The sequence below is a fragment of the Halobaculum magnesiiphilum genome, assembly GCF_019823105.1.
Taxonomy (GTDB): Archaea; Halobacteriota; Halobacteria; order Halobacteriales; family Haloferacaceae; genus Halobaculum; species Halobaculum magnesiiphilum.
This window is the reverse complement of sequence record NZ_CP081958.1, coordinates 2,623,068-2,646,694: the sequence shown is the minus strand read 5'-3', so window position 1 is coordinate 2,646,694 and position 23,627 is coordinate 2,623,068. Positions and strand designations below refer to the sequence as shown.

General features: G+C 69.7%; 24 protein-coding genes and 2 tRNA genes. 10 read left to right on the top strand and 16 right to left on the bottom strand.

What is annotated here, in order from left to right; genetic code table 11:
- Nucleotides 1–16: 16 nt before the first annotated feature.
- From K6T50_RS13555 to K6T50_RS13510, 10 genes are all read right to left on the bottom strand, one after another.
- A complete protein-coding gene (locus tag K6T50_RS13555; protein WP_222607103.1) occupies nucleotides 17–412 on the bottom strand; it encodes a Zn-ribbon domain-containing OB-fold protein in 396 nt (131 codons plus the stop codon).
- On the bottom strand, nucleotides 409–1,575 hold the full coding sequence (locus K6T50_RS13550) for a thiolase domain-containing protein (RefSeq protein WP_222607102.1): 1,167 nt from the start codon (nucleotides 1,573–1,575) through the stop codon (nucleotides 409–411). The genes K6T50_RS13555 and K6T50_RS13550 overlap by 4 nt, the downstream gene beginning before the upstream one ends.
- A gap of 200 nt (nucleotides 1,576–1,775) precedes the next feature.
- Nucleotides 1,776–2,306, bottom strand: coding sequence for a 50S ribosomal protein L16 (locus K6T50_RS13545; RefSeq protein WP_222607101.1), 531 nt, complete (start codon nucleotides 2,304–2,306; stop codon nucleotides 1,776–1,778).
- 134 nt (nucleotides 2,307–2,440) lie between these two features.
- Nucleotides 2,441–3,196, bottom strand: a complete 756-nt coding sequence (gene nucS / locus K6T50_RS13540; RefSeq protein WP_222607100.1) for an endonuclease NucS — start codon at nucleotides 3,194–3,196, stop codon at nucleotides 2,441–2,443.
- Between the two features lie 283 nt (nucleotides 3,197–3,479).
- Nucleotides 3,480–3,674 carry a cold-shock protein gene (locus K6T50_RS13535; RefSeq protein WP_073307057.1) on the bottom strand — a complete coding sequence of 65 codons (195 nt, stop codon included), beginning with the start codon at nucleotides 3,672–3,674 and terminating at the stop codon, nucleotides 3,480–3,482.
- Between the two features lie 160 nt (nucleotides 3,675–3,834).
- A complete protein-coding gene (locus tag K6T50_RS13530) occupies nucleotides 3,835–4,149 on the bottom strand; it encodes an EthD family reductase (RefSeq protein ID WP_222607099.1) in 315 nt (104 codons plus the stop codon).
- A gap of 86 nt (nucleotides 4,150–4,235) precedes the next feature.
- Nucleotides 4,236–4,664, bottom strand: coding sequence for a DoxX family protein (locus K6T50_RS13525; RefSeq protein WP_222607098.1), 429 nt, complete (start codon nucleotides 4,662–4,664; stop codon nucleotides 4,236–4,238).
- 175 nt (nucleotides 4,665–4,839) lie between these two features.
- Nucleotides 4,840–4,913 (bottom strand) — tRNA-Phe (locus K6T50_RS13520).
- 60 nt (nucleotides 4,914–4,973) lie between these two features.
- Nucleotides 4,974–5,561 carry a hypothetical protein gene (locus K6T50_RS13515; RefSeq protein WP_222607097.1) on the bottom strand — a complete coding sequence of 196 codons (588 nt, stop codon included), beginning with the start codon at nucleotides 5,559–5,561 and terminating at the stop codon, nucleotides 4,974–4,976.
- A gap of 160 nt (nucleotides 5,562–5,721) precedes the next feature.
- Nucleotides 5,722–7,068 carry a sodium-dependent transporter gene (locus K6T50_RS13510; protein WP_222607096.1) on the bottom strand — a complete coding sequence of 449 codons (1,347 nt, stop codon included), beginning with the start codon at nucleotides 7,066–7,068 and terminating at the stop codon, nucleotides 5,722–5,724.
- 191 nt (nucleotides 7,069–7,259) lie between these two features.
- On the opposite strand from K6T50_RS13510, the gene K6T50_RS13505 reads away from it, so the two are divergent.
- Entirely contained in the window at nucleotides 7,260–8,627 is a 1,368-nt protein-coding gene (locus tag K6T50_RS13505) for an FAD-dependent oxidoreductase (protein ID WP_222607095.1), read from the top strand.
- A gap of 196 nt (nucleotides 8,628–8,823) precedes the next feature.
- Here the strand turns inward: K6T50_RS13505 and K6T50_RS13500 are convergent.
- Nucleotides 8,824–8,896: transfer RNA gene (locus tag K6T50_RS13500), tRNA-Val, on the bottom strand.
- A gap of 83 nt (nucleotides 8,897–8,979) precedes the next feature.
- On the opposite strand from K6T50_RS13500, the gene K6T50_RS13495 reads away from it, so the two are divergent.
- The 5 genes from K6T50_RS13495 (at nucleotide 8,980) to K6T50_RS13475 (ending at nucleotide 13,969) form a co-directional block, all read left to right on the top strand.
- Entirely contained in the window at nucleotides 8,980–9,474 is a 495-nt protein-coding gene (locus K6T50_RS13495; protein ID WP_222607094.1) for a DUF192 domain-containing protein, read from the top strand.
- 105 nt (nucleotides 9,475–9,579) lie between these two features.
- On the top strand, nucleotides 9,580–11,511 hold the full coding sequence (locus K6T50_RS13490) for an ABC transporter ATP-binding protein (protein ID WP_222607093.1): 1,932 nt from the start codon (nucleotides 9,580–9,582) through the stop codon (nucleotides 11,509–11,511).
- Nucleotides 11,512–11,682: 171 nt separating this feature from the next.
- Nucleotides 11,683–12,090 (top strand): hypothetical protein, encoded by a 408-nt coding sequence (locus K6T50_RS13485; RefSeq protein ID WP_222607092.1) that lies wholly within the window; start codon nucleotides 11,683–11,685, stop codon nucleotides 12,088–12,090.
- Nucleotides 12,091–12,154: 64 nt separating this feature from the next.
- Nucleotides 12,155–13,378, top strand: coding sequence for a phosphoglycerate kinase (locus tag K6T50_RS13480; RefSeq protein ID WP_222607091.1), 1,224 nt, complete (start codon nucleotides 12,155–12,157; stop codon nucleotides 13,376–13,378).
- 75 nt (nucleotides 13,379–13,453) lie between these two features.
- Nucleotides 13,454–13,969: a metallophosphoesterase gene (locus K6T50_RS13475; protein WP_222607090.1), complete on the top strand. Its 516-nt coding sequence runs from the start codon at nucleotides 13,454–13,456 to the stop codon at nucleotides 13,967–13,969.
- Nucleotides 13,970–14,127: 158 nt separating this feature from the next.
- Here the strand turns inward: K6T50_RS13475 and K6T50_RS13470 are convergent, their stop codons facing one another.
- Entirely contained in the window at nucleotides 14,128–15,204 is a 1,077-nt protein-coding gene (locus K6T50_RS13470; protein ID WP_222607089.1) for a type II glyceraldehyde-3-phosphate dehydrogenase, read from the bottom strand.
- Nucleotides 15,205–15,366: 162 nt separating this feature from the next.
- Here K6T50_RS13470 and K6T50_RS13465 point away from each other — a divergent pair, with 162 nt between their 5' ends.
- Nucleotides 15,367–16,311: an aminopeptidase gene (locus K6T50_RS13465; protein ID WP_222607088.1), complete on the top strand. Its 945-nt coding sequence runs from the start codon at nucleotides 15,367–15,369 to the stop codon at nucleotides 16,309–16,311.
- A 293-nt stretch (nucleotides 16,312–16,604) separates the two neighbouring features.
- On the opposite strand, the gene K6T50_RS13460 is transcribed toward K6T50_RS13465, so the two are convergent.
- Nucleotides 16,605–17,057 (bottom strand): DUF6653 family protein, encoded by a 453-nt coding sequence (locus K6T50_RS13460; RefSeq protein ID WP_222607087.1) that lies wholly within the window; start codon nucleotides 17,055–17,057, stop codon nucleotides 16,605–16,607.
- 54 nt (nucleotides 17,058–17,111) lie between these two features.
- The gene (locus K6T50_RS13455; protein ID WP_222607086.1) at nucleotides 17,112–17,702 is read right to left on the bottom strand and encodes a DUF7504 family protein; all 591 of its coding nucleotides are present in this window, start codon (nucleotides 17,700–17,702) and stop codon (nucleotides 17,112–17,114) included.
- Between the two features lie 160 nt (nucleotides 17,703–17,862).
- Here K6T50_RS13455 and mutL point away from each other — a divergent pair, with 160 nt between their 5' ends.
- Together mutL and kdgK1 are read left to right on the top strand one after the other, a co-directional pair.
- On the top strand, nucleotides 17,863–20,229 hold the full coding sequence (gene mutL / locus K6T50_RS13450; RefSeq protein WP_222607085.1) for a DNA mismatch repair endonuclease MutL: 2,367 nt from the start codon (nucleotides 17,863–17,865) through the stop codon (nucleotides 20,227–20,229).
- A 61-nt stretch (nucleotides 20,230–20,290) separates the two neighbouring features.
- The gene (gene kdgK1, locus K6T50_RS13445; RefSeq protein WP_222607084.1) at nucleotides 20,291–21,244 is read left to right on the top strand and encodes a bifunctional 2-dehydro-3-deoxygluconokinase/2-dehydro-3-deoxygalactonokinase; all 954 of its coding nucleotides are present in this window, start codon (nucleotides 20,291–20,293) and stop codon (nucleotides 21,242–21,244) included.
- Nucleotides 21,245–21,257: 13 nt separating this feature from the next.
- On the opposite strand, the gene K6T50_RS13440 is transcribed toward kdgK1, so the two are convergent.
- Entirely contained in the window at nucleotides 21,258–21,893 is a 636-nt protein-coding gene (locus tag K6T50_RS13440; RefSeq protein WP_222607083.1) for a J domain-containing protein, read from the bottom strand.
- 201 nt (nucleotides 21,894–22,094) lie between these two features.
- Complete coding sequence (locus K6T50_RS13435; RefSeq protein WP_222607082.1) at nucleotides 22,095–22,355, bottom strand: MTH865 family protein; 261 nt, start codon at nucleotides 22,353–22,355, stop codon at nucleotides 22,095–22,097.
- Between the two features lie 127 nt (nucleotides 22,356–22,482).
- On the opposite strand from K6T50_RS13435, the gene K6T50_RS13430 reads away from it, so the two are divergent.
- The gene (locus K6T50_RS13430; protein WP_222607081.1) at nucleotides 22,483–23,535 is read left to right on the top strand and encodes a M42 family metallopeptidase; all 1,053 of its coding nucleotides are present in this window, start codon (nucleotides 22,483–22,485) and stop codon (nucleotides 23,533–23,535) included.
- Nucleotides 23,536–23,627: the final 92 nt, after the last annotated feature.

Below are 23,627 nucleotides of genomic sequence, written 5' to 3'. Positions count from 1 at the left end.
AACGCGATCCCGACGGTTACGCCGGCCGGAACACGACCAGGCGCTTGTCCGTCGCGTCGTTGTGCTCCACGTCCGGCCGCACGGCGGTCCCGATCTCGATCTCGTCGGCCGACAGCTCCCGGACGATCCCCGTGACGCGGACGGGGCCGAAATCGACGACAGCGGTGACGTACGGCGGCTCCTCGCCGAAGCCGGAGGGCGCGACGTGGACCTCCGAGAACGTCGCGACCGCGCCGACGTCGGGCAGCGGCTCCTCGGAGAGGTCGGTGCTCCCGCAGTCGGGGCACACGCGCCGCGGCGGGAGGTTCCCGTGCCCGTTCGCACACTCGATGTAGTAACCGCCCTCGGCGAGCGCGTCGGCCCACTCGTCGTAGCCCGTGTCGGCGGGCGCGTCCGGATCCGGGTCGCTCATTCTGCCACCTCCAGCACGTGGACGACGGCGCTGGCGACCGTCCCGCCGGCGTTATGAGTCAGTCCGACGGTCGCGTCGGGCACGGCGTCGCTGTTGGGATGGTCGCCGCGCAGGATGCGGGTCATCTCGGCGATCTGCGAGCCGCCGGTGGCGCCGACCGGGTGGCCCTTCGCCTTCAGCCCGCCCGAGAGGTTCACCGGGAGGTCGCCGTCGCGGGTGGTGTCGCCGCGGCGCGCGGCGCCGATCCCCTCGCCGGGGTCGAAGAAGTCCAGCGCCTCAAGCGCCATCACCTCCGCGATGGTGAAGCAGTCGTGGACCTCCGCCACGTCCACCTCGTCGCTGGCGACACCGGCGTCGCCGTACGCCTCGGCGGCCGCGTCGGCGGCGGCGGGCGTCCGGGCCATGTCGGTGCGGTCCTGGAGCGCGGCGCGGTCGCCGCCCTGTCCCGTCCCGGTGATCGCGACCGGCGCGTCCAGATCGTGTTCCTCGGCGTACTCCTCGGAGACGAGCACGAGCGCGCTCGCGCCGTCGGTGATCGGGCAGGCGTCGAACAGGTGCAGCGGGGAGGCGACCGCCGGCGAGTCGAGCGCCTGCTCGACGGTGATCTCCCGCTGGTACTGCGCGTACTCGTTGTTCACGGCGTTGGCGTGGTTCTTCGCGGCCACGTGCGCGAGGTCCTCGCGGCCGCCGCCGTACTCGTCGAAGTAGGCGCGCGCCATCAGCGCGTACGCGCCGGGGAAGGTGACGCCCGCGCGCACCTCGAACAGCTCGTCGGCGGCGACCGCCAGGGATTCGGTCACCTCCGCCGTCGAGAGGTTCGTCATGCGCTCCATCCCGCCGGCGAGCATCACGTCGTTCTCGCCCGAGCGGACCGCGCGGACCGCCTCGCGGACGGCGACGCCGGCGGAGGCGCACGCCTCCTCGTACCGGGTGCCCGCACAGCGCAGCCCCGCGGCCTCGGCCATCAGCGGCGCCTGGTGGCCCTGGCGCTCGGCGAGCGCGCCCATGAAGTTGCCGTAGTTGAGGTGCTCCACGTCGTCGCCGGCGACGCCGGCGTCGTCGAGCGCCGCGAGCGCCGCCTCCGCGAACAGGTCCCGGCCCGTCCGCCCGGCGTGCTCGCCGAACGGCGTCAGCCCGACCCCCGCGACTCGTACTCCTGTCATGTGGTGTGGATGCTCGCCCGCGGGCCAAAGACCTGCCGGAGTTTCGCGTTTTCGCCGCCGAAGCACGGCGTTTTCACTCGGATTCGGGTTGTCGTTTGTCGACGGGAAAACCGGCCGTCGCGGACGACGGCGCCGTCGCTCGCGAGGATGAGAACGGTGAACGCGGTGAGAACGACCGCTCCGACCGCGACGCGTCCGAGTTACCGGACGAGCAGGTCCTCGCCCTTCTCCACGACGACGCGGAACGGCGGGGACATCTTGTTGTACGCGCGGCGGTACGCCTCCTTCACGGCGTCGGCCTGGTCGACGTCGACGTAGGCCGTGAAGACGGTCTCGCCGGCGCCCATGCGGGCTGCGGTGCCGACCGGCTTGCCGAACGCCTGGCGCATCCCGTCGGAGACGCGGTCCGCGCCCGCGCCGGTCGCCTGCTTGTTCTCGCGCAGGATCTGGTGCGGGAACTTCCGCAGGACCATCTTGTAGTTACCCTCGCCCAGCTCGCGGATGAGGTGGCGGTTGGCCGACAGGCGCGCCGACTCAAGCGAGCCGTGGCGGATCTGGACGTCCTCCTCGGTGACCAGCGAGATGTGAACGGGGTAGTCCTCGGGGTCGGAGGAGAGGTCGCCCATGTTGTGCTGTGCGATCTTCGAGCCCGGAATACCGGTGACGTAGTCCCGTCGCGTGTACGACGGCTTGTCGATGTTCCGGTACATGGAAGCCGGCTTGTCGGACATGGTTACTTGTCAGAGTCGACGGCGGTGGCGTGGTTAAAGCCTACGTTTCGCCCGCCGCGCGTGTGGCCGCTCCTCACGGGCGATCGGATCGGTCCGACGCGGCCTCGGTCGAGTGTCCACCCGTGGCTCGCAGGTCACGCGTCGTCGCCGGCGGGGTCGTCCGCCGCGTCGCCCTCGGGCGGCCCCGCGGCGACGTGTTCGAGCCCCTCGTCGTCGAGCAGGTCGCGAGCGCGGTCGGTGATCGACGGCGCGAGCAGCACCCCGCGGACCTCGGTGCCGTCGGGCTCCTCGCGTTCGACGGCGTTGACGTAGCGCGCGAGTTGGCCGGCCGCGTCCGGGCCGACGCGTCGGCGCTTCAGTTCCACGACGACCGGCCGCCCCTCGGCGTCGCGACCGAACACGTCGATCGGTCCGGCGTCGGACGCTCGCTCGGTCGCCAGCGGCTCGAACCCCGGCTCGACGAGTTCGGGGTCGTCGAGGACGCGCCGCTTGAGGTCGGCCTCGCTGCCGACGACCTCGACCGACCGGCCGCCGGTGACGCCGTAGGCGGCGAGCTGGTCGACGGCCGAGAAGCGCACGTCCAGCGTCTCCGCGGGCGACGTACGCACGCTGCGTACTCGCAGCCGCCCGTCGCGGACCGCCGCGCGGTGTTCACACCCCGGCGGCTGCCAGTTTACCGGCGTGCGCCCCTCGTCGGTGTGCACCAGCGCCGAGCCGTCCGGCTTGAGCACGAGCAGGCGGGCGCCCGGCCCCAGCGAGGAGGCGGCGCGGCCGTCGTACTCGACCGTGCAGGTGCCGAACAGCGTAACCAGGTCGCCGCGGTCGAACGCCGCCTCCAGCTCCCACAGCGCCTCGCGGTGGGCCGGCTCGTGGAGCGTCGTCGCCGTCACCGCGACCACCGCCGACGCGACGGTCGCCGAACCGTGTTCACGTCGACGGGTTCGGCGCGGGCGGAAATAAGCGACGCGCCGACGATCCTCGGGCGATGTCCCGGTGTCGCGCCGGCGACGCTTCGGCGACCCTCCGGCGACGCGTCGGTGTCGCCATCTGTGCCGCTGGCGAGCGATCCGACGCCGGCGCGTTCGGCCGAACCGAACGGCGGCGCGGTCGCTCGCTGTCGGGTGAAAAACGGTGAAAACTGCGGCTCGGTCTCGCGACCGACTCGTCGAAGCCTTACAGGCGCTGCAGGTTCTTCGCGCGGGGGCCCTTCTCGGCCTCCTCGATATCGAACTCGACCTCCTGACCTTCCTCCAGGTCGGGGCCGCCGACGTCCTCCATGTGGAAGAAAACGTCCTCGTCCGCGTCCTCAGTCTCGATGAATCCGTAGCCGCCGGTGTCGTTGAAGAAGTCGACCTTCCCAGTTGCCATACACGACACGAGCGGAGGACGACGGTTAACCCTTCCGAGTCGCCGCCGCGCGTGTGAACGACCCACTCGCGGCGCCGAGATCGTCCCCGAGTCGGTTCCTACCGCCCGATATATCCGTCTCTTCCCGTCGCCGACGGTCCTCTCGTGGGGAACGACGCGGTCAGTCGACGACGACTTCCTCGTCGAGGACGACGCGCTCGGCGGCATCCATGTCGGCGAACGTCTCGGCGTCGGCGGTCACCTCCCGGCCGCGTTCGGAGTCGAACGCCGCGGCCATGGTCTCGTCGTCGGGGAAGTACAGCTCCGCGAGCGCGTCGTAGGACGCCGACTCGGGGTCCGCCGGGAACGAGACGGTGTACCGCTCGAGTCCGGGCAGGTCGGCCGCGAGGGGCGCGTGTTCCTCCCGGTAGTACTCTCGGAACTCCTCGACCGTCCAGTCCTCGCCTCGATCGAGGGTGATCGCGAGCTTCGTCATGGTCGGGCTCGCCTTCGGCGAGCGAGGTGATAAGAGACGTGGGGCCGGACGACCACCCGCCTGAGAGGGTGCTCCGAGCGACAGCGTCAGGCCGACGCTCCGGGGTCACCCCGCGCGTACCACCACGCCCACGCGATCAGGACGCCCTGGAGCGGGAGTCGGATCCACAGCGCCGCGTCGTAGAGTCCCTCCGCGCGCTCGGGGAGGGGGTTCGCGCCCACGTCGCGGACGGCCATGTTGACGTTCGCCGGGAACACAGCCAGCAGGAGCAGGATCAGTCCCTTCGCAGAGATCCGGCGCGATCGCGGGATCAGCACGCCGATCCCGAGCGCGACCTCGGCGAACCCGGAGAGGGATACGAGCGCGCGCGACGCGGGCAACTCCCGGGGGACGATCCGTTCGAAGGGGGCCGGCGCGAGGAAGTGCGCCACGCCTGCCACGACGTAGAGCAGACTCATCAGGTACAGGAGCGGGCGTTTCAGCCGAGCGAGTTCGGAGTCGGAGTCGTCGGTCATTCGAACAGACGCTCGGCGACCAGTGCAAAAGCGTTGATCCCCGATTCGGGAGCGGATTCACGGGGACGGCAGCTCCTCCGTCGATGCGCGGGCTGTGACGTTCGTGTTCAAATCGACTCGCGATGGATTTTCCGAATCCGGTCGCTCGCTTCGCTCGCGACGATGGTTCGGAAAATGCCGCCTCCCCGATTTGAACGGGGGACAGCTCGATCTTCAGTCGAGTGCTCTCCCAATCTGAGCTAAGGCGGCGCATCTCAACGAACCCCGGCAGTATGAAAAAGCGTTTCGAATCGCCACGTCGGGTGGCGGTCACAGCACGTCGCGTCGTTCCTTGAACGTGATCGTCACGTCGTCCGACTCGACGGTCGTGAGGATCGTGATCCACCCGTCCTCCTGCTGGATCTGGAACCCCTCCGAGTACGAGAGCTTCACGCGACTCGTCTCCGTGGTCGATCCGCCGGCCTCGAGGCTCCCCACGTCGCGCTTCTCCTCCCACACCTTGTCGCTGGAGGCGGTGGAGTTGCCGGCGAAGATCCGCGTGTACACGCTGATCCCCGTCGCCGTCTCGTCCCGGTTGTTGTCGAGGCGAACGGTCACGTCCCGGCAGGTCTGCCCGCACTCCTCGATCGACGTGACGGCGAACGTGTACGGCGGCAGCGAGTCGCCGCCGGACCCGTCGGATGCGGTACCCTCGCCGCCTCCGCCGTCGCCACCGCCGGACGATCCGCCCGAGCCGTCGTACACCGTCCCGGTCGACTCCGGCGTCTCCGTCACGGTGTCGGACTGGCCGCCGCCGAGATCACCCAGCGGCCCGATCCCGGCGATGAACGCCGCCGCGCCGCCGACGGCGACGACCGCGACGACGGCGCCGACGACCGCGACGGTCTTCAGGCTCATCGTGGCTTCCCCCCGCGAATGCGTTCGTGCATCGAGCGCCCGTACCGTCCCGACGAACAAAAGGAGGGGTGGCTGTTCAGTCGACTCAACTCGAAGTAACCCGAAGTTAAGACGGGGACGGCAGCGCGTCGTCGAGGCGAGCCTACGGGGGACCGACCGGCTACCCGAGGACGATCGGGGCCGCGAGGATCCCCGCTTTCACGAGCAGCGACTGGATCCCGAGCAACAGCGTTCCCCCGATGGCGACCGGAATGACGATCCGGATCCACCACAGCCAGACCGTCGAGAAGCCGCTCCCGAACGAGCTGCCGAGGTTCAGTTCCACAGCCAGTTGGTCGTCGGCGACCCAGCCGACGAACAGCGAGAGGGACAGCACCGCAAGCGGCAACAGGAGCTCGAACACGATGTCGTTGTACCAACCGAGGATGCCGGTGTCGAGCGCGGTGGGCACGCCGGCGAGCGCGACGAACGCGCCGAGGCCCACCGCGGTCGCGGTCCGATCGTACCCGGTCCGGTCGGCGACGAAGGCCGTCGGCACCTCGAGGAGGCTGATCGAGCTGGAGAGCGCGGCAAACAGGAGCACGACGAAGAAGCCGAGACCGATGAGTTGGCCGCCCGGGATCTGACTGAACGCGCCGGCGAGTGCGGTGAACGCCGTGCCGGCCCCGCCCGAGTCCGGAACCGACCCCTCGATGGCGAACAGCACGGGGAAGACGACGAAGCCCGCGATGAGGGCGACCAGCGTGTTCACGACGACGATCGCCGACCCGTCCGCGGGGAGGCTGTCGTCCCGTCCGAGATACGAGGAGTAGGCGATCATCACGCCGAACCCCAGCGAGAGCGTGAAGAACGCCTGTCCGACGGCCGGCGGAACGATCCCGGCGATGTTGTCCGCGATCACGCCCACGTCCGGGGAGAGATAGTACGCGTAGCCCGCGGCCGCGCCCTCGAAGGTACTCACCCAGACGGCGAGCCCGCCCATGAGGACGAAGATCGCGGGCACCATCAGCTTCGTCGCGCGCTCGATGCCGTCGGTGACGCCGAGCGCGACGATCCCGATCGTCAGCGCCATGAACGCCGCGTGGGCGCCGACGGCGATCGGACCCGCGGAGACGGCGCCGAAGTACGCGCCCGCGTCGCCGAGGTAGCCGCCGGTGACGCTGCCGACGATGTAGCTCAACACCCACCCCCCGACGACGCTGTAGAACGCCAGCGTCACGAACGACGAGACGACCGCCAGGCCGCCCACGACCGACCACTCGCCGAAGCCGAGCGACCGGAACGCCTCGACGGCGTTTCGTTCGCTCCGTCGCCCGATGACGAACTCGCCGAGCATCACGGGGAACCCGAGCAGGAACACCGCACACAGGTACACGACGAGGAACGCCGCACCGCCGTTGGAGGCGGTCTGGAAGGGGAACGACCAGATGTTTCCGAGCCCCACCGCGCTGCCGACGGCGGCGAGAATGAAGCCGACTCGTGACGTCCACGTCTCTCGGTCACTCATAGTTCGTCCGGAGGGATTCCGCTGACACAGAAGATTCCTTCGAACCGGTGTAAATCGTATCTCGGACGAAATATGAGAGAATACGGCCGAGGGACCACCGTCCGGTGGCCGACGGCGGGGGGACGAAGACGGACGCAAAGAAGATGAGTTATCTGCCTCCAGTATCGCAGTGTAGGTAGCACCTTCACACAATGTCCGACACGTACGACCTCGTTATCGTCGGCGGAGGTATCAGCGGTGCGTCGCTGTTGTACACGACGGCGAAGTTCACCGATATCGAGTCGATCGCGCTGATCGAGAAGGAGCCGGAGATCGCCGCGATCAACTCCCACCACACGAACAACTCCCAGACGCTTCACTTCGGGGACATCGAGACCAACTACACCCTGGAGAAGGCCGGGGAGGTCAAGGAGGGCGCCGAGCTGCTCGCCGGCTACCTCGAGAACCAGGACGCCGACCGGGAGATGCACGCCAAGCGCAGCAAGATGGTGCTGGGGGTCGGCGACGAGGAGGTCGAGAAGCTGGAGCAGCGGTACCACGACGAGGGATTCGGCGACCTCTTCCCGAAGCTTCGGCCGATCGGCCGCGACGAGATCGCCGAGATCGAGCCGAAGGTCGTTGAGGGACGCGACCCCGACACGGAGATGTTCGCGCTGCAGACGCCCGACGGCTACGTCGTCGACTACGGCGAGACGACGAAGTCGTTCGTCGAGCAGGCCCGCGAGGAGGCGACCGTCGACGTGAGAACCGGGACGGCCGTCGAATCCGTCGAGCCGACGCCCGACGGCTACTCGTTCGAGACGACCGCCGGCACTATCGAGTCGGAGGCGGCCGTCGTCGCCGCCGGCTCCCACAGCCTTCAGATGGCGAAGCAGCTTGGATACGGCCAGAACAAGGTCCTGCTCCCCGTCGCGGGCAGTTTCTTCCTCGCCGACGACCTCCTGAACGGGAAGGTCTACACGCTGCAGATGAAGAAGCTCCCCTTCGCGGCCGTCCACGGCGACGCCGACGTGCACGACGGCAACGTCACGCGGTTCGGTCCGACCGCGAAGCTCGTCCCCACGCTCGAACGCGGGCGGATCTCGACGGTGCCCGACTTCCTCGACGTGTTCGGGCTCAACGTGGCGGCGTTCCTCAGCTACGCCAACATCCTCGCCGACCGCATCCTTCTGCCGTACGTCCTGCGGAACCTCGTGTACGACCTCCCGTCCGTCGGGCCCAAGCAGTTCCTCCCGCACGTCCGGAAGGTCGTCCCGAGCGTCGAGCTCGACGACATCGAGCGCGCCGAGGGCTACGGCGGCGTCCGCCCGCAGATCGTCGACACCGAGAAGCGCTCGCTCGACATGGGCGAGGCGAAGATCGTCGGCAAGGACATCATCTTCAACATCACGCCGTCGCCCGGCGCCTCGACGTGCCTGAAGAACGCGATGCGCGACACGCACACGCTGATGGACTTCTTCGACGGCGAATACTCCTTCGACGAGGAGGCGTTCCGCGAGGAGACGATCGAGAACTTCCCGTACGCCGAGGCGACCCACGCCCCAGCCCCCGCGCAGTAGCTCATTTAGCCGGAACCTCGCCGTGTCGGCGGCAGAACCGGCTCGGGCACTCGAATGGGCTCGGGCGGAATTGAACCGGAGCAAGACGTGCTCACTCGCTTCGCTCGTTGCGCGCGACTTGCAGGGTTCAACTCCTGACACGCCAGACGCCGACGACGGCTCGTCGCTCCGCTCCTCGCCGTGTCGGCGGCAGAACTGGGCTCGGGCGGAGTTGAACCACCGATCTCTTCCTTGTAAGGGAAGCGTCATAACCACTAGACCACGAGCCCGTACCCGGATACACCGCCCGCGTTCGAATAACGCTTACCTTTTGCCCGATACCCTTTCCCGCCGCCCGCCCCACACTGATACCATGGCCGCGCGCCGTCTCCCCGCCGTCGCCCTCCTCGCGCTGCTGGTCGTGTTCGCCGGCTGCACCGGCGCCGTCACCAACGTCGCGAACGACGGCGAGTACGACCGGACGACCGTCACCGTCGTCGACGAGGACGGTGCCGAACTCGGCGCCGTGGACGCGCGCGTCGCCGACACCTACAGCAAGCGCTACACCGGACTCTCCGACACCGAATCGCTCGGCGAGAACGAGGGGATGCTGTTCGTCCACGACGAGGAGGACCGGTACGCGTACGTGATGCGCGAGATGTCGTTCCCGATCGACATCGTGTTCATCGCCGCCAACGGCACGATCACCCGCATCCACCACGCCGAACTCCCGCCGGAGGGAACGAACGACTCCGAGCTCCGGCGGTACCGCGGCACCGGGAAGTACGTGCTCGAAGTGCCCCACGGCTGGACGAACGATCACGACGTGTGCGAGGGCGACACCGTCGAGATCGCCGGGGACTACTGAGCCGCGGCGGGGAGAACCGACGGAGACGGGCGCCGACTGCGCCGTCTCCGGGTATTTCGATTCGAAGCGAACCGTTTAGGGTACTGGTGTCGCTGAGAGTATGTAATGAGCCATCCCTCCGACGAGGACGACCCCTTCGAGGATATCCGTGAGAAGACGGATAATCCCATGAAGCGGTTGTTCTCCGAGTATGGCGTCCCCAACTCCCGGTTCTTCGGGCTGGGATTCTTCGGGAGCGTCGCCGCGCGGATCCTCGACCTCCTCCCGCCCCTGCTGTTGGGGCTCGCCATCGACGCGATCTTCCTGCAGAACGCACCGTTCGAGTTACCGCTGGTTCCGGACAGCGTCATCCCGCCGGAGCCGCGCGGTCAGCTCATGTTCAGCGTCGGCATCATCGCGTTCGCGTTCTTCGGCGGCTCGGTGTTCCACTGGATCCGGAACTTCGGCTGGAACTCCTTCGCACAGAACATCCAGCACGACATCCGGACGGACACCTACGACAAGATGCAGCGGCTGAACATGGACTTCTTCGCCGAGAAACAGACCGGCGAGATGATGTCCGTCCTCTCGAACGACGTGAACCGGTTGGAGCGGTTCCTCAACGACGGCATGAACTCCGCGTTCCGGCTGTCGGTGATGGTCCTCGGGATCGCCGGGATCATGTTCTGGCTGAACCCCCGCCTCGCCCTCATCTCGCTGATCCCGGTCCCCATTATCGCGGTGACGACGTGGAAGTTCATCGACGTGATCCAGCCGAAGTACGCCGACGTGCGCAAGACGGTCGGCCACCTGAACTCCCGGCTGGAGAACAACCTCGGCGGCATCAAGGTGATCAAGACGTTCAACACCGAGAGCTTCGAGTCCGACCGCGTCGACGACGTCTCCGGCGAGTACTACGACGCCAACTGGGACGCCATCACGACTCGGATCAAGTTCTTCCCCGCGCTTCGGGTCATCGCCGGGGTCGGCTTCGTTATCACCTTCGCCGTGGGCGGCCTGTGGGTGCTCGGGCTGGCCCCCCTGTGGCTGACGGGCGGGGCTGAACTGCGCCCCGGGACGTTCGCTACGTTCATCCTCTACACCCAGCGGTTCATCTGGCCGATGGCCCAGTTCGGCTCCATCATCAACATGTACCAGCGCGCCCGCGCATCCAGCGCGCGCCTGTTCGGCCTGATGGACACGCCCTCGCGGATCGTCGAGGACCCGGCCGCAGAGGACCTCGTGGTCGACGACGGGACGGTCGTCTACGACGACGTGACGTTCGGCTACGACGAGGGGGAGACCATCGTCGACGACATCGCCTTCGAGGTCGACGGCGGCGACACCCTCGCGCTCGTCGGCCCGACCGGCGCCGGGAAGTCGACGGTGCTGAAGCTGCTCCTGCGGATGTACGACGTGAACGAGGGGAGCATCGAGATCGACGGACAGGACATCCGCGACGTGACGATCCCGAGCCTCCGGCGGTCGCTCGGCTACGTGAGCCAGGACACGTTCATGTTCTACGGGACGGTCCGTGACAACATCGCCTACGGCACCTTCGAGGCCGACGAGGAGGACATCGTCGAGGCCGCGAAGGCGGCGGAGGCCCACGAGTTCATCACGAACCTCCCGGAGGGCTACGACACGGAGATCGGCGAGCGCGGCGTGAAGCTGTCGGGCGGCCAGCGTCAGCGGCTCTCGATCGCCCGCGCGATCCTGAAGGACCCCGAGATCCTCGTGCTCGACGAGGCGACCTCCGACGTGGACACCGAGACGGAGATGCTCATCCAACGCTCCATCGACAAACTCACCGCGGACCGCACCACCTTCGCCATCGCCCACCGCCTCTCGACGATCAAGGACGCCGACCAGATCGTCGTTCTCGAGGAGGGGGAGATCGCCGAGCGCGGCACCCACGAGGAGCTGCTGAACGAGGACGGGCTGTACGCCCACCTGTGGGGCGTGCAGGCCGGGGAGATCGACGAGTTGCCCCAGGAGTTCATCGACCGCGCGGCGAAGCGCGCCTCCCGAACCGAGGCGGAAGCGAGCGACGATTAGGCCGGCGCCGCGCGACCCGAGCCGCCCACGAACAACGTGAGGCCGACGGGCGACGGCGAGAAGATCACGGGAACAGCGGCGAGCGGTCGGGTCGCCGTCGCGCTCAACGTGATCGAGGGAGCTCGAGGCCGCGGCGTAGGTTTTTGCGCCGCCCACGAGAACGCGCTCGCAATGCCCTCCAGACGGACCGTCGCCGCGGCCGTCGGAACGATCGGGATCGCCGGAACGGCCGGTTGTCTGTGGCGGACCGGGCTGTTCGAGGACGCGGTCCGGATCCACGTCAACAATCACGACGACGACGACCACGAGGTCGATCTGTCGATCGTCGCCGACGACGGCACGGAGCGGTTCCACGAGGCGATCCAGATGCCGGCCGGCGAGCGATACGACCGGGACGGCCCGACCCTGACGGTCGGCCGCTACACCGTCAGGGGGGTCCTCGACGGCGACCTCGCCGACGAGTACCGGATGACGCCGCTCGACACCCCGATCACGGGAACGAAGCTCCCGGACGTGATCGTCGAGGTCGACGGCGAGTTGGGTCGGTTCGCGGTGCTCGGTCTGGGCGGGAAACCGTGACCCTGCGACGTCGGCGTCGGGGGGTCCTCACCTTCTAAGTAGCAGTCGGGCGACTGTCCGCGTGATGCGTTCCTTCCGCACCCTCGACGACCTGCCCGCCGAGCAGCGTGTCCTCGTCCGCCTCGACCTCAACTCCCCGGTCGAGGACGGCGTCGTACAGGACAACCGACGCTTCTCCCGCCACGCCGTGACCGTCTCTGAGCTGGCCGAGACCGGGCACCGCATCGCGCTCATGGCCCATCAGGGCCGCCCGGGCAGGGACACCTTCGTCTCGCTGGAACAGCACGCCGACATCCTCGCCGAGCACGCCGGCGTCGACGTGGACTTCGTCGCCGACACGTTCGGCGACGAGACGCTCGCCGCCGTCCGCGACCTCGACGCGGGCGACGTGCTCCTGCTGGAGAACACCCGGATGACGGACGACGAGTTGCCCGAGAAGGAGCCCGAGGAGCACGCCGACAGCGACTTCGTCCGGACGCTCGCGCCGGAGTTCGACGCCTACGTCAACGACGCCTACTCGGCCGCACACCGAAAGCACGCGTCGCTCGTGGGGTTCCCGCTCCGGCTGCCGAGCTACGCCGGCCGCGTGATGCAGACCGAGTACGAGGCCAACACCGCCATCGCCGAGCGCGAGTTCGACGGCGACGTGACGATGGTCGTCGGCGGGACGAAGGCGACCGACGTGATCGGCGTCATGGAGGCGCTCGACGAGAAAGTCGACCGGTTCCTGCTCGGCGGCGTCGCCGGCGAGCTGTTCCTTCGCGCGGCGGGCTACCCCGTCGGCGAGGACGTGGACACCGAGCTGTTCGACGAGCAGTGGGACGCCAACGAGGAGACGATCCGGTCGGTGCTCGAGGAGCGCCGCGAGCAGGTTACGCTCGCGTCGGATCTGGCGTACGAGGACGCCGAGGGCGAGCGCGCCGAGATTGACATGGACGACATCGTGGAGAAGACGCAGGCGTTCCTCGACATCGGCTCCGGGACCGTCGCGGACTACGAGCCCGCGATCCGCGACTCCGAGGCCGTGTTCGTGAAGGGCGCGCTGGGCGTCTTCGAGGACGAGCGCTTCAGCGTCGGCACCGTCGGCGTGCTGGAGGCCATCGCCGACACCGACTGCTTCTCGGTCGTCGGCGGCGGCGACACCTCCCGCGCGATCACGATGTACGGGATGGCGGAGGACGATTTCTCGCACGTCTCCATCGCCGGCGGCGCGTACATCCGCGCGCTCACCGGCGAGCCGCTGCCCGCGGTCGAACTGTTGATCCGGAGCGCCGAGCGCGACGCGTAGGTTCGCCGATCCGGCGTCGCCATGCCCCGCGGTGCGGGCGGACAGTTGATTAGCCCGCGGAGTGACGCCCCGTCCATGCTCGTCGGCGTCGTCTCCGACACCCACGACAACGCACAGTACGTCGAGGCCGCGGTCGAGGCGTTCGCGGACGCGGGCGCCGACGCCGTGATCCACTGCGGCGACATCGTCGCGCCGTTTTCCGCGACGCCGTTCGACCCGGACGCGGTCGACGGCTCGGACGCGGACTGGGAGTTTCACGCCGTCCGCGGCAACAACGACGGCGAGTGGGCGCTCGCCGACGCCGTGGGCGGGTTCGGCACCTACCACGGCGAGTTCGCGTCGCTGACGCTCGACGGAACCGAGTTCGCCGTCTACCACGGCACCAGCGAGCCGATCGTCGACGCCCTGATCGCCAGCGAGAGCTACGACTACGTCCTCCGGGGCCACACCCACGAGCGCGTGCACGAGGAGCACAAGGGGACCGTCCACCTCAACCCAGGCGGCGTGCCGATCCCCGGCCGCGAGGAGGCGCCCACGGCGATGCTCGTTGATACGGCGTCCGGGGACGTAACCGTCCGCGACCTGGGATAACAAGCACGGGACGGGGACCGCTCCGCCGTTTCCCGTCGCCTCACTCCGTTCGCTTCCTCGCGTCTCGCCTCATTTGTGGGCGGCTCGGCCAGACGACCTCGCCGCCGTTCTTCCGAGACGCTCAGTCGCTCACTACGTTCGCTTCCTCGCGTCTCGCCTCAATCGTCGCCGTTGTGCTTCGGTACCACGCGCTGGCGCTGGCCGTCGAACAGCGACTCCAGCCCCACGCCCAGCGTCTCGTCGGTCGTCGCCATGCTCGTCCCGCGGTCCTCCCAGTCGAGCAGCGCCCTGACCGCGTCGATGTTCTCGGGGATCACGTCCGACTCCTGGTGGATCGACTGGAACAGGTACAGGTCGTTCCCCTCCATCGAGATGGACTCCTCCCAGATGCAGTTCTCCCAGAGGTCGCCGCGCGGGCGGCCGGTGTCCATCGCGAACTCCTTCAGCTTCCCCGTCCCGTCGATGCCGGTCTCCTCGGGGACGAGGAACAGCCGTGGCTCGTCCCCGAACAGCTCGCGAACCTCCTCTGCCGACGGTGACGCATCGAGGGTGACGTTCACCGAGTGGAGGTGCATCAGCGTCGCCGGCACCTTCACGCCGAGGGTGTCGATGTCCACGTCGGGGAGGATCGTGTTCACGTCCGGGCCGTGGTGGGAGGGCACCGTGACCGGGTCCGGGAGGATGTCGTTGATCGGGCCGCGGGAGGTCTGTCCGGGGTCGCCGCCGCGGCGGACGAGCGTGACGCGCGACTTCTCGACGCCGTAGGTCTCGATCAGGGGCGTGAGCAGCCGCGAGAGCCCGGTCGTGTTACAGGAGACGACGCGGGCGGTCTCGACGTCGTCGTCCCTCGCCAGGTCGTAGTTGGAGCGGGCGTTGAAACTCACGTCGGCCACGTCGGCGTCCTCGCCGCCCTGGAAGACGGCGGGCGTGTCGTAGCGCTCGTACAGGTCCCGGTTGTCGGCGCCGATCCCGGAGGGTGTCGTGTCGACGACCACGTCGGCGGTCATCACCATGTCCTCGACCTCGCCCGCGAGGTCGATCCCGGCCTCGTGGAACAGGTCCGCCCGCTCGGGGATCGCGGCGTACAGCGGGTACCCCTTCCGGATCGCCGCCTCGGCCTCGTAGTTCGGGCGGGTCTTCGCCACGCCCGTCAGCGTCATGTCGGGCTGTGCGGCCACCGCGTCGGCGACGCGCTTCCCGATCGTGCCGTACCCGTTGACGCCCACCTGGATCATTGTAAAATGCTCCTTCGTGCCCGGGGTTAATCGTTACGGGTCGAATAACCAGAAAACAACTACAGACCGAGTAAGCGCCCCGAATTCGGCGGAATCGCTCCGACGATATCGGCGTCGCTGTCGCTCCGACAGGCCCAAACGGGATCGGGTCGCAGCGTCGGTATGGACGACGACCTCCGTGCCGCGGCCGAAACGGCGATCCACCAGTGTCTCGATCTCGGGGACGACGAGTCGCTCGCGGTCGTCACCGACGACAAGCGCGCCGAGATCGGCGAGGCGCTGTACGCGGTCGCCAGCGAGGTGACCGACGACGCGAGTATCGTCCGCTATCCGCCCGCGAGCCAGCACGGCGAGGAGCCGCCCGCGCCCGTCGCCGCCGCGATGCGTGAGGCCGACGCCTTCCTCGCGCCGACGACGAAGAGCCTGAGTCACACCCGCGCCCGCGGCGCCGCCTGCGACGCCGGCGCCCGCGGCGCGACGCTCCCGGGGATCACCCGCGAGGTGTTCGTCACCGGCCTCGACGCCGACTACGACGCCATCGCCCGCCACTGCGACGAGGTGCTGGCGCAGGTCGGCGACGCCGAGGAGATCCGCGTGACCACCGAGGCCGGCACCGACATCACCTTCGAGCCCGGCGACCGGGAGTTTCTGGCGGACACCGGCGACGTGAGCGAGGCGGGCTCGTTCTCGAACCTCCCCGCGGGCGAGGTGTTCGTCAGCCCCGAGGACGCGAACGGCACCTACGTCGTCGACGGGACGATGATGCCCTACGGCCTGTTGGAGGGACGGGAGCTCCGCTTCGAGGTCGAGGACGGCTTCGTCACCGACATCTCGGACGACGAGGTTCGCGAGCAGGTCGAGGCCGCCGCCGAGGAGGTCGGCCGCGACGCGTACAACCTCGCTGAGTTGGGCATCGGGACGAACGTCGGCGTCACGGATCTCGTCGGGTCGGTGCTGCTCGACGAGAAGGCCGCCGGCACGGTCCACATCGCCATCGGCGACGACGCGGGCATCGGCGGCGACACGGACGCGCCGCTGCATCTCGACGGGATCGTGACGGAGCCGACCGTGTGGGCGGACGGCGAGGAAGTGGAACTTCCTCGATAACGCGAACGGTGCGTGGCCGACCGAAGGAAGGCCACGAGAAGGCGAACGGGGAACGGAGTGACCCGTGAGCCGCGGAGCCGTGAGCGGGGGAGGTCGTAGACCTCCCGTAAGTCGAGCGGTGCGTGGCCGACCGAAGAGAGGCCACGAGAAGCGAACGGGGACGGAGTGACCCGTGAGCGGTGAAACCGCGAGACGGGGAGGAAGTGGAACTTCCGCGGTAAACACCAGCGGTTCGTCAAGGGTCACAGGAGGGTGTCGCCGGCGCGGCTCGCCCCGCCCGCGCCGACCGGCGCTCAGTCGTCGCGCGCGGCGTCGAGTCGCCTCACGTCGCGCCGGGCGATCCCGAACACGAACGCGAGCTTCAGCGCCATCGAGACCGCGCCCGCGACCGCGGCGCGAACGGGTTGCCGGCGGTAGGCGGCGTACAGCGCGTAGGCGAACGGCGCCGCCGAGAGCCCGTTGAGTCGCTCCCAGGCGCCGGGGTCGAGGTCGCCGCGGAGCCACGCGCGCTCGGCGTCGACGCCGCGTGTCATGATCGAGGGGTGGTCGACCTCCCGGTCGACTCTGGGGAAGAGCACCGGGTTCACGACCGTCCACCCGAGCGCGAGGGCGAGGATCCGCTTGCTCCTGAGGTACACGGCGAGGAGGATCAGGGGAGTCGCGAGCAGCCGCGACCACCCGCTCTTGGGGTTGGCGTGGCGCTCCCAGAACACGTCGAGGTCGGCGAATCGTCGTCGGAGATCCATACCGTCCCGAACGCGGGGACGGTCTATCAGGGTGTCGCGAGTGCGGCCGTCCGGTCAGCCGATCCGTCGGACGGCGTCGAAGAGCCCCTGAATCGTCGAGACCGTCCGGTCGTCGTGCGCCTCCGGGTCGAGATAGAACTGCGCGCGGGCGCCGACGCGGTGGACGCCGGCGACGAGGGTGTGGAGGAACCGATAGGCGACGCTGAGATCGGCGTACTGGAGGAGCGCGGTCACCGAGTCGAACGCGACGAACAGGTTCCCCTGCCCGCGAGCCTCCGCCAGCGCGTCCTGCCACTTCATGCACAGTCCCGTGAGATCCCGCGGGTGCGCGCCCTCGACGGCGAAGGATCCGCCGTCGGCGGCGACGCGCGGCCCGGGGACCTCGCCGGTTCCGGACGCGTCGACGATCATATGACACGGCGGCGCGCCGACCTCGGCGCGCCAGCGCTCGTGCAGCGCCACCGGATCGGAGTCGTAGGTGAACTCCACGACCGTGGGGTGATCGACGTACCCCGAGACCGCCTGGCGCTTCAGCATCGTTCGTCGGTCCGGTCCCGGCGGCGTCAACACCAACTCGGCCTTCGAGGAGCGCTCCCGCTCGACCGCTCGGGGTCCCACTCCCTCCTGCGTCCCACTCCTGCTCATCTGCGTATCCCCTCGGATGCGGACGGTGTATTTAATCAGTCCGCCGGAGTTCTCAGCGCGTAGAATTTCGGTGACGGGGAATTCGTGGTCGGTCGCGGGTCGAACGTGGGGGTGCGTCCGAACACGGGATTGATACCCCTCGACCCCGAGCGTTCGAGCGATGACCGGGGAGATCCGCGCGCTCGACGACCGCACCGTCCGGGAGATCGCGGCGGGCGAGGTCGTCGAGCGACCCGCCTCCGTCGTGAAGGAGCTCGTCGAGAACGCCCTCGACGCCGGCGCCGACCGCGTCGCCGTCGCCGTCGAGAACGGCGGCATCGACGGCATCCGCGTGCGCGACGACGGCGCGGGCATCCCCCCCGAGGAGATCCCGATGGCGGTGGCGAAACACGCCACCAGCAAGCTCGACGGCATGGACGACCTCGACTCGGGCGTCGCGACGCTCGGGTTCCGCGGGGAGGCGCTCCACTCCGTCGGCGCGGTCGCGGAACTGACCGTGCGCTCGCGCACCCCCGACGCCGACACCGGCGCCGAACTCGTCGTCGATCACGGCGACGAGCGCGAGGTGCAGCCGGCGGGCTGCCCCGTCGGGACGACCGTCGAGGTACGCGACCTGTTCGGGCGCACGCCCGCGCGCCGGAAGTTCCTCAAGACGCCCGCCACGGAGTTCGACCGCGTCAGCGGCGTCGTCTCGGCGTACGCGCTCGCGAACCCCGACGTGGCGGTCTCGCTGGAGCACGACGGCCGCGAGGTGTTCGCCTCCCCCGGCGACGGCAACCGACGCTCGGCCGTCCTCGCCGTCTACGGCCGCGAGGTCGCCGAGTCGATGGTCGACGTCGCATACGAGTCCGACTCCGGAGCGGTGTCCGTCTCGGGGCTCGTCTCACATCCGGAGACGACCCGCGTGGGCCGGGAGTACCTCACCACGTACGTGAACGACCGCTGGGTGCGCGACGGCGATCTCCGCGGCGCCGTCGTCGACGCCTACGGCGGTCAACTGGCGACCGACCGCTACCCGTTCGCCGTCCTGTTCGTCGACGTGCCCGCGCCGGCCGTCGACGTGAACGTCCACCCGCGCAAGACGGAGGTGCGCTTCGACGAGGACGCGGACGTGATCGGAACCGTCCGCGAGGCGGTCCGGGCGGCGCTGTTGGAGCACGGTCTCGTGCGCTCGTCGGCACCGCGGGGGCGCTCGGCTCCCGACGAGGCCGCCGTCGACCCGGAGATCGTCGGCGGGGCCGGCACCGACCACGAACACGCCGCGCGCAAGCGCCGGGAGGACGACGATGGTGACGACGACAGTGACGACGGCGGTCACGGAACCACCGACCCCGACGACGGCCACGCCGACCCCGAAACCGCCGACGCGACGAGCGCCGGCGCCGAGACCACCTCCTCCGTACTCGACGCCTGGGGCGGGCCCGACGACTCGACGCCCGAGGATCCGGCGGACGCCCCGACGGACGGCGTGACGCCGCCGGAGGACGGCACGGGCGACACGAACGCGGATGGGGCGGACGGCATGGCCGACGCGACCGACACGGACGCCGCGACCGACGACGACGCGGCCTGGCGCGTCGACCTCGGCGGGAGCACCGACGACGACCGACCGACCGACCACCCCGAGCGCGGACGGACGGACGCGACCGCCGGCGGGGCGCCGTCGCCGCGGGCGTGGCAGTCCGACGACGGGGCGGACGACCGCGAGCCCGCGGACGGGCCGGCCGACGGCGCCGGCTCCGACCCCGGCACCTCGGAAGCGACGCCGTCGGATCGATCCCGGACGTGGGGGGCGCCCTCGCAGTCGACCCTGGCGGGGGGCACCACCGACGATCGAACCGAGCGCGACAGGCTGCCGTCGATGCGGGTGCTCGGGCAGTACGACGACACGTACGTCGTCTGCGAGACCGACGAGGGCCTCGTCCTCGTCGACCAGCACGCGGCCGACGAGCGCGTCAACTACGAGCGGCTCCGGAACGCCGTCGGCGACAGCGCGCCCGCACAGACGCTCGCGACGCCCGTCGAACTGGAGCTGACCGCCCGCGAGTCGGAGCTGTTCGAGACGTTCCGCGAGGCGCTGCGCGAGGTCGGGTTCCGGGCGGAGCGCGTCGAGCAGCGCGGCGGGGACGAGGGCGGCGATGGCGGTTCCGACGGCGACCGCGGCGACGACCCCCCGACCCACGTCGTCGCGGTGACGGCGGTGCCGGCGGTGTTCGACGCCACGCTGGACCCGGACCTGCTGCGGGACGTGCTCGCTGCCTTCGCCGACGAGGTGACCGCCGGCGACCGGCCCGTCTCGGAGGTCGCCGACGCGCTGCTCGCCGACCTGGCCTGCTACCCGTCCGTGACCGGGAACACCTCGCTGACCGAGGGGAGCGTCGCCGACCTGCTGGACGCGCTCGACGCCTGCGAGAACCCATACGCATGCCCGCACGGACGGCCCGTGCTCGTGGAGTTCGGCCGAGGGGAAATCGAAGATCGGTTCGAGCGCGACTATCCCGGCCACGGCGGCCGGCGCGCGGAGTAGATCGACTCGTCGCCGCCGCGCTTCCAGACCCTTCTTGGTGGCCCCCGCCGTCGCCTCGCGCATGACCGACCTCGTCACGTTCGGGGAGACGATGCTGCGACTCTCCCCGCCGCAGGGGACCAGGCTGGAGACGACCGACGAGTTCGACGTGCGCGTCGGCGGCGCCGAGAGCAACGTCGCCGTCGCGGGCGCGTCGCTGGGACTGGACTCGGTGTGGCTGTCGAAGCTCCCGCGCTCGCCGCTCGGCCGCCGGGTCGTGAGCGAACTGCGCGCCCACGGCGTCCGCACCGGAGTCGCGTGGGACGATGACGCGCGCCTCGGCACCTACTACCTCGAACACGGCGGCGAGCCCCGCGGCACGAACGTCATCTACGACCGCGCGGACTCGGCGGTGACGACCGTCGCGCCCGAGGAGATCCCGCTGGGCGTGCTCGACGACGCGACCGCGTTCCACACCACGGGGATCACGCCGGCGCTGTCCGATGCCGCCGCCGAGACGACCCGGGCGGTGCTCGAACGCGCGAGCGAGGCGGGCGCGACGACGAGCTTCGACCTGAACTACCGGAGCAAGCTCTGGAGCCACGCCGAGGCCCGCGAGACCCTGACGGCCCTGTTCGAGCACGTCGACGCGCTGTTCGTCGCCAAGCGCGACGCGGAGGCGGTACTCGACCGCGACGGCGAGGCCGTCGAGGTCGCCCACGGGCTGGCGACCGACTTCGGCTTCGAGACCGTCGTGGTCACCCGCGGCGACCGCGGCGCGCTCGCGCTCCACGACGGCGAGGTGTTCGAGCAGCCGGTGTACGAGGCCGACACGCTCGACGCCATCGGCACCGGCGACGCGTTCGTCGGCGGCTTCCTCGCGAAACGTGCGATCGGCGGCGACATCGACGCCGCCCTGGAGTGGGGCGCCGCGACCGCGTCGCTCAAGCGGACGATCGCCGGCGACCTCGCGGTCGTCACCCCCGAGGAGGTCGAGCGCGTCGTCGCCGAGGGCGACGGCGGGATCTCGCGGTAGGACGAGCGCTCGGTCAGGCGCGTCCGCGACCGGTCCCGGACGACTCCTCGGCGTGATCCAGCGCGGTCGCGTACGCCTCCCGGACCTCCGAGAACGCCTCGCGGCTCCCGCCCTGGTCCGGGTGGGTCTCCTTCACCTTCTCGCGGTAGGCCCGCTCGACGGACTCCTCGTCGGCGGTGGCCGGCAGTTCGAGCGTGTCGAAGGCGGCGGTCACCGGCCTCGCCGTCGGGTCGGGGCCGAGGTGGAGGTCGGGCACCTCGAACGGGAGGCGCCGCCCGAGGTGGCGGCCCGGCATCTCGTGTTCACAGAGGATCACGCGGGTGTGTCGGTCCTCGTCGTCGCGGATGCCGAAGTACGCGTGGACGTCGAAGGTGAGCGCGACGTCCCGCTCGGGCAGGTAGAACTCGACGCGCGTGCCGTCGAGGTCGGCGTTCTCGACGAACCGCTCGTCGATGCGCCGGAGGTAGTCGCGGATCTCGGCCTTCCGCCGGAGCGACCCCTGGTCGCGGGAACCGGTCCGCGCGGGGGGGTCCGGGAACAGGCGGTTGGCCGCGAGGAAGACGCCCGCGACGCCGGCGGAGGCGACCACGCCGGCGGCGACGCCCCATACGAGCCATCCCGGCAGCGCCGCGAGCCACTCACCGATCACACCCGCGATTGGCGACGGTCGCTATTGAACCCCTCGCCGGTCCGGGCCGGGCCGGGCCGGGCCGATCCGCCGACGCGGTCGCTGGCGCGACCTCCGACGCGGTCACCGGTGCGGTCGCCCACGCGGTCACCGGCGCGATAGCCGACGCCGTCGCCAGCGCGGGATCGAGACAGCGTGAAACGGGCGGGTCGTCGTCGCCGTTCAGATCATTCCGTTGTCCTTCAGGCCCTCGATGACGTCGTCGACGAGGGACTCGACGTCATCGTAGGGGAAGTCCTGGCTGGAGCCCAGCTTCGCCGCCAGCTCCATCGCGGTGACCGAGAAGTCGCCGGACTCGAACTTCGTCCCGGGGCCCTGCGGCAGCGCGGGCACGAGGTCCATCTGGCTCGACACCGGGAAGTCGGCGCCCGAGAACGCGTCCGTGAACTGCTCGCGGAGGTCGGCTTCGACGTCGTCTGACATACCCAGACCGCGGGGCGACGACCGCAAAAACGTTCCGGAACCACAGGAAACTCCGGGAGAGTTCCCACACCCGGCGGTCCGGGCCGGAACCCCCGCGATTAATCGGGGCCGTGCCGAACGGGCGGCCATGGCGTTCGATTTCGACTTCGACCTGCTGCGCGAGTTGACCGAGGCGAGCGGCGTCCCCGGCTACGAGGACCGCGTCCGCGACCGCGTTCGGACCGTGTTCGAGGGGGCCGTCGACGAGGTGCGCACCGACTCGATGGGCAACGTGATCGGGACCGTCGAGGGCTCCGGCGACTACGAGGTCGCCGTCGCCGCGCACATGGACGAGATCGGCTTCATGGTGAAACACGTCACCGACGACGGCTTCCTCAAGGTCGACGCGCTCGGCGGCTGGGACGCCCGCGTGCTGCGCGCCCAGCGCGTCCGCGTCCACACCCAGCAGGGCGACCTCACGGGCGTCATCGGCTCGGTGCCGCCGCACACGCTCTCCGAGGAGGAACGCGAGACGGAGGACGCCGTCGAGGACGTGGTGATCGACCTCGGGCGCGAGGCCGACGAGGTCGAGGAGATCGTCGCCGTCGGCGACCTCGTCACGATGGAGCAGTCGACGGTGAAGATGGGCGATACGGTCACCGGAAAGGCGCTCGACGACCGCGTGTGCCTGTTCGCGATGCTGGAGTCCGCCCGAGAACTGGAGGACCCGGAGGCGACGGTCCACTTCTGTGCGACCGTCCAGGAGGAGGTCGGCCTCCGGGGCGCTCAGGCGCTCGGCGTCGACGTGGACCCGGATCTGGCGGTCGCGCTCGACGTGACGATCGCCTCCGACACCGCCGGCGTCGCCGAGGACAAACAGGTGACCCGGCTGGGCGAGGGCACGGCGGTGAAACTGAAGGACGGCTCGGTGATCACGAACCCGAAGGTGACGCGCCGCCTGCGCGACGTGGCGGAGGCCGAGGGGATCGAGCACCAACTCGAAGTGCTTCCCTCGGGCGGCACCGACACCGCCGCCTTCCAGAAGGCCAACGGCGCGAAGCCCGTCGGCGCGATCTCGATCCCGACGCGGTACCTCCACACGGTCACCGAGACCGCCCACGGCGACGACATCCGCTCGACGATCGACCTGTTGACGGCGTTCCTCGCGAGCGAGGACGGCGGCCACGACTACTCGCTCTAGGTGAACCGACGCGGACCGGTTGGCTCCGACGGAGGCCGCCGCGACCGATCCCCCCGGTTGATCGGTCGGCGGCACGTCGGGTGCCTCCAGTG

Coding starts and splice junctions, on each gene's coding strand:
- K6T50_RS13555 (WP_222607103.1), bottom strand. CDS start 412: ATGAGCGACCCGGATCCGGACGCGCCCGCCGACACGGGCTACGACGAG.
- K6T50_RS13550 (WP_222607102.1), bottom strand. CDS start 1,575: ATGACAGGAGTACGAGTCGCGGGGGTCGGGCTGACGCCGTTCGGCGAG.
- K6T50_RS13545 (WP_222607101.1), bottom strand. CDS start 2,306: ATGTCCGACAAGCCGGCTTCCATGTACCGGAACATCGACAAGCCGTCG.
- K6T50_RS13535 (WP_073307057.1), bottom strand. CDS start 3,674: ATGGCAACTGGGAAGGTCGACTTCTTCAACGACACCGGCGGCTACGGA.
- K6T50_RS13530 (WP_222607099.1), bottom strand. CDS start 4,149: ATGACGAAGCTCGCGATCACCCTCGATCGAGGCGAGGACTGGACGGTC.
- K6T50_RS13525 (WP_222607098.1), bottom strand. CDS start 4,664: ATGACCGACGACTCCGACTCCGAACTCGCTCGGCTGAAACGCCCGCTC.
- K6T50_RS13515 (WP_222607097.1), bottom strand. CDS start 5,561: ATGAGCCTGAAGACCGTCGCGGTCGTCGGCGCCGTCGTCGCGGTCGTC.
- K6T50_RS13510 (WP_222607096.1), bottom strand. CDS start 7,068: ATGAGTGACCGAGAGACGTGGACGTCACGAGTCGGCTTCATTCTCGCC.
- K6T50_RS13505 (WP_222607095.1), top strand. CDS start 7,260: ATGTCCGACACGTACGACCTCGTTATCGTCGGCGGAGGTATCAGCGGT.
- K6T50_RS13495 (WP_222607094.1), top strand. CDS start 8,980: ATGGCCGCGCGCCGTCTCCCCGCCGTCGCCCTCCTCGCGCTGCTGGTC.
- K6T50_RS13490 (WP_222607093.1), top strand. CDS start 9,580: ATGAGCCATCCCTCCGACGAGGACGACCCCTTCGAGGATATCCGTGAG.
- K6T50_RS13485 (WP_222607092.1), top strand. CDS start 11,683: ATGCCCTCCAGACGGACCGTCGCCGCGGCCGTCGGAACGATCGGGATC.
- K6T50_RS13480 (WP_222607091.1), top strand. CDS start 12,155: ATGCGTTCCTTCCGCACCCTCGACGACCTGCCCGCCGAGCAGCGTGTC.
- K6T50_RS13475 (WP_222607090.1), top strand. CDS start 13,454: ATGCTCGTCGGCGTCGTCTCCGACACCCACGACAACGCACAGTACGTC.
- K6T50_RS13470 (WP_222607089.1), bottom strand. CDS start 15,204: ATGATCCAGGTGGGCGTCAACGGGTACGGCACGATCGGGAAGCGCGTC.
- K6T50_RS13465 (WP_222607088.1), top strand. CDS start 15,367: ATGGACGACGACCTCCGTGCCGCGGCCGAAACGGCGATCCACCAGTGT.
- K6T50_RS13460 (WP_222607087.1), bottom strand. CDS start 17,057: ATGGATCTCCGACGACGATTCGCCGACCTCGACGTGTTCTGGGAGCGC.
- K6T50_RS13455 (WP_222607086.1), bottom strand. CDS start 17,702: ATGAGCAGGAGTGGGACGCAGGAGGGAGTGGGACCCCGAGCGGTCGAG.
- mutL (WP_222607085.1), top strand. CDS start 17,863: ATGACCGGGGAGATCCGCGCGCTCGACGACCGCACCGTCCGGGAGATC.
- kdgK1 (WP_222607084.1), top strand. CDS start 20,291: ATGACCGACCTCGTCACGTTCGGGGAGACGATGCTGCGACTCTCCCCG.
- K6T50_RS13435 (WP_222607082.1), bottom strand. CDS start 22,355: ATGTCAGACGACGTCGAAGCCGACCTCCGCGAGCAGTTCACGGACGCG.
- K6T50_RS13430 (WP_222607081.1), top strand. CDS start 22,483: ATGGCGTTCGATTTCGACTTCGACCTGCTGCGCGAGTTGACCGAGGCG.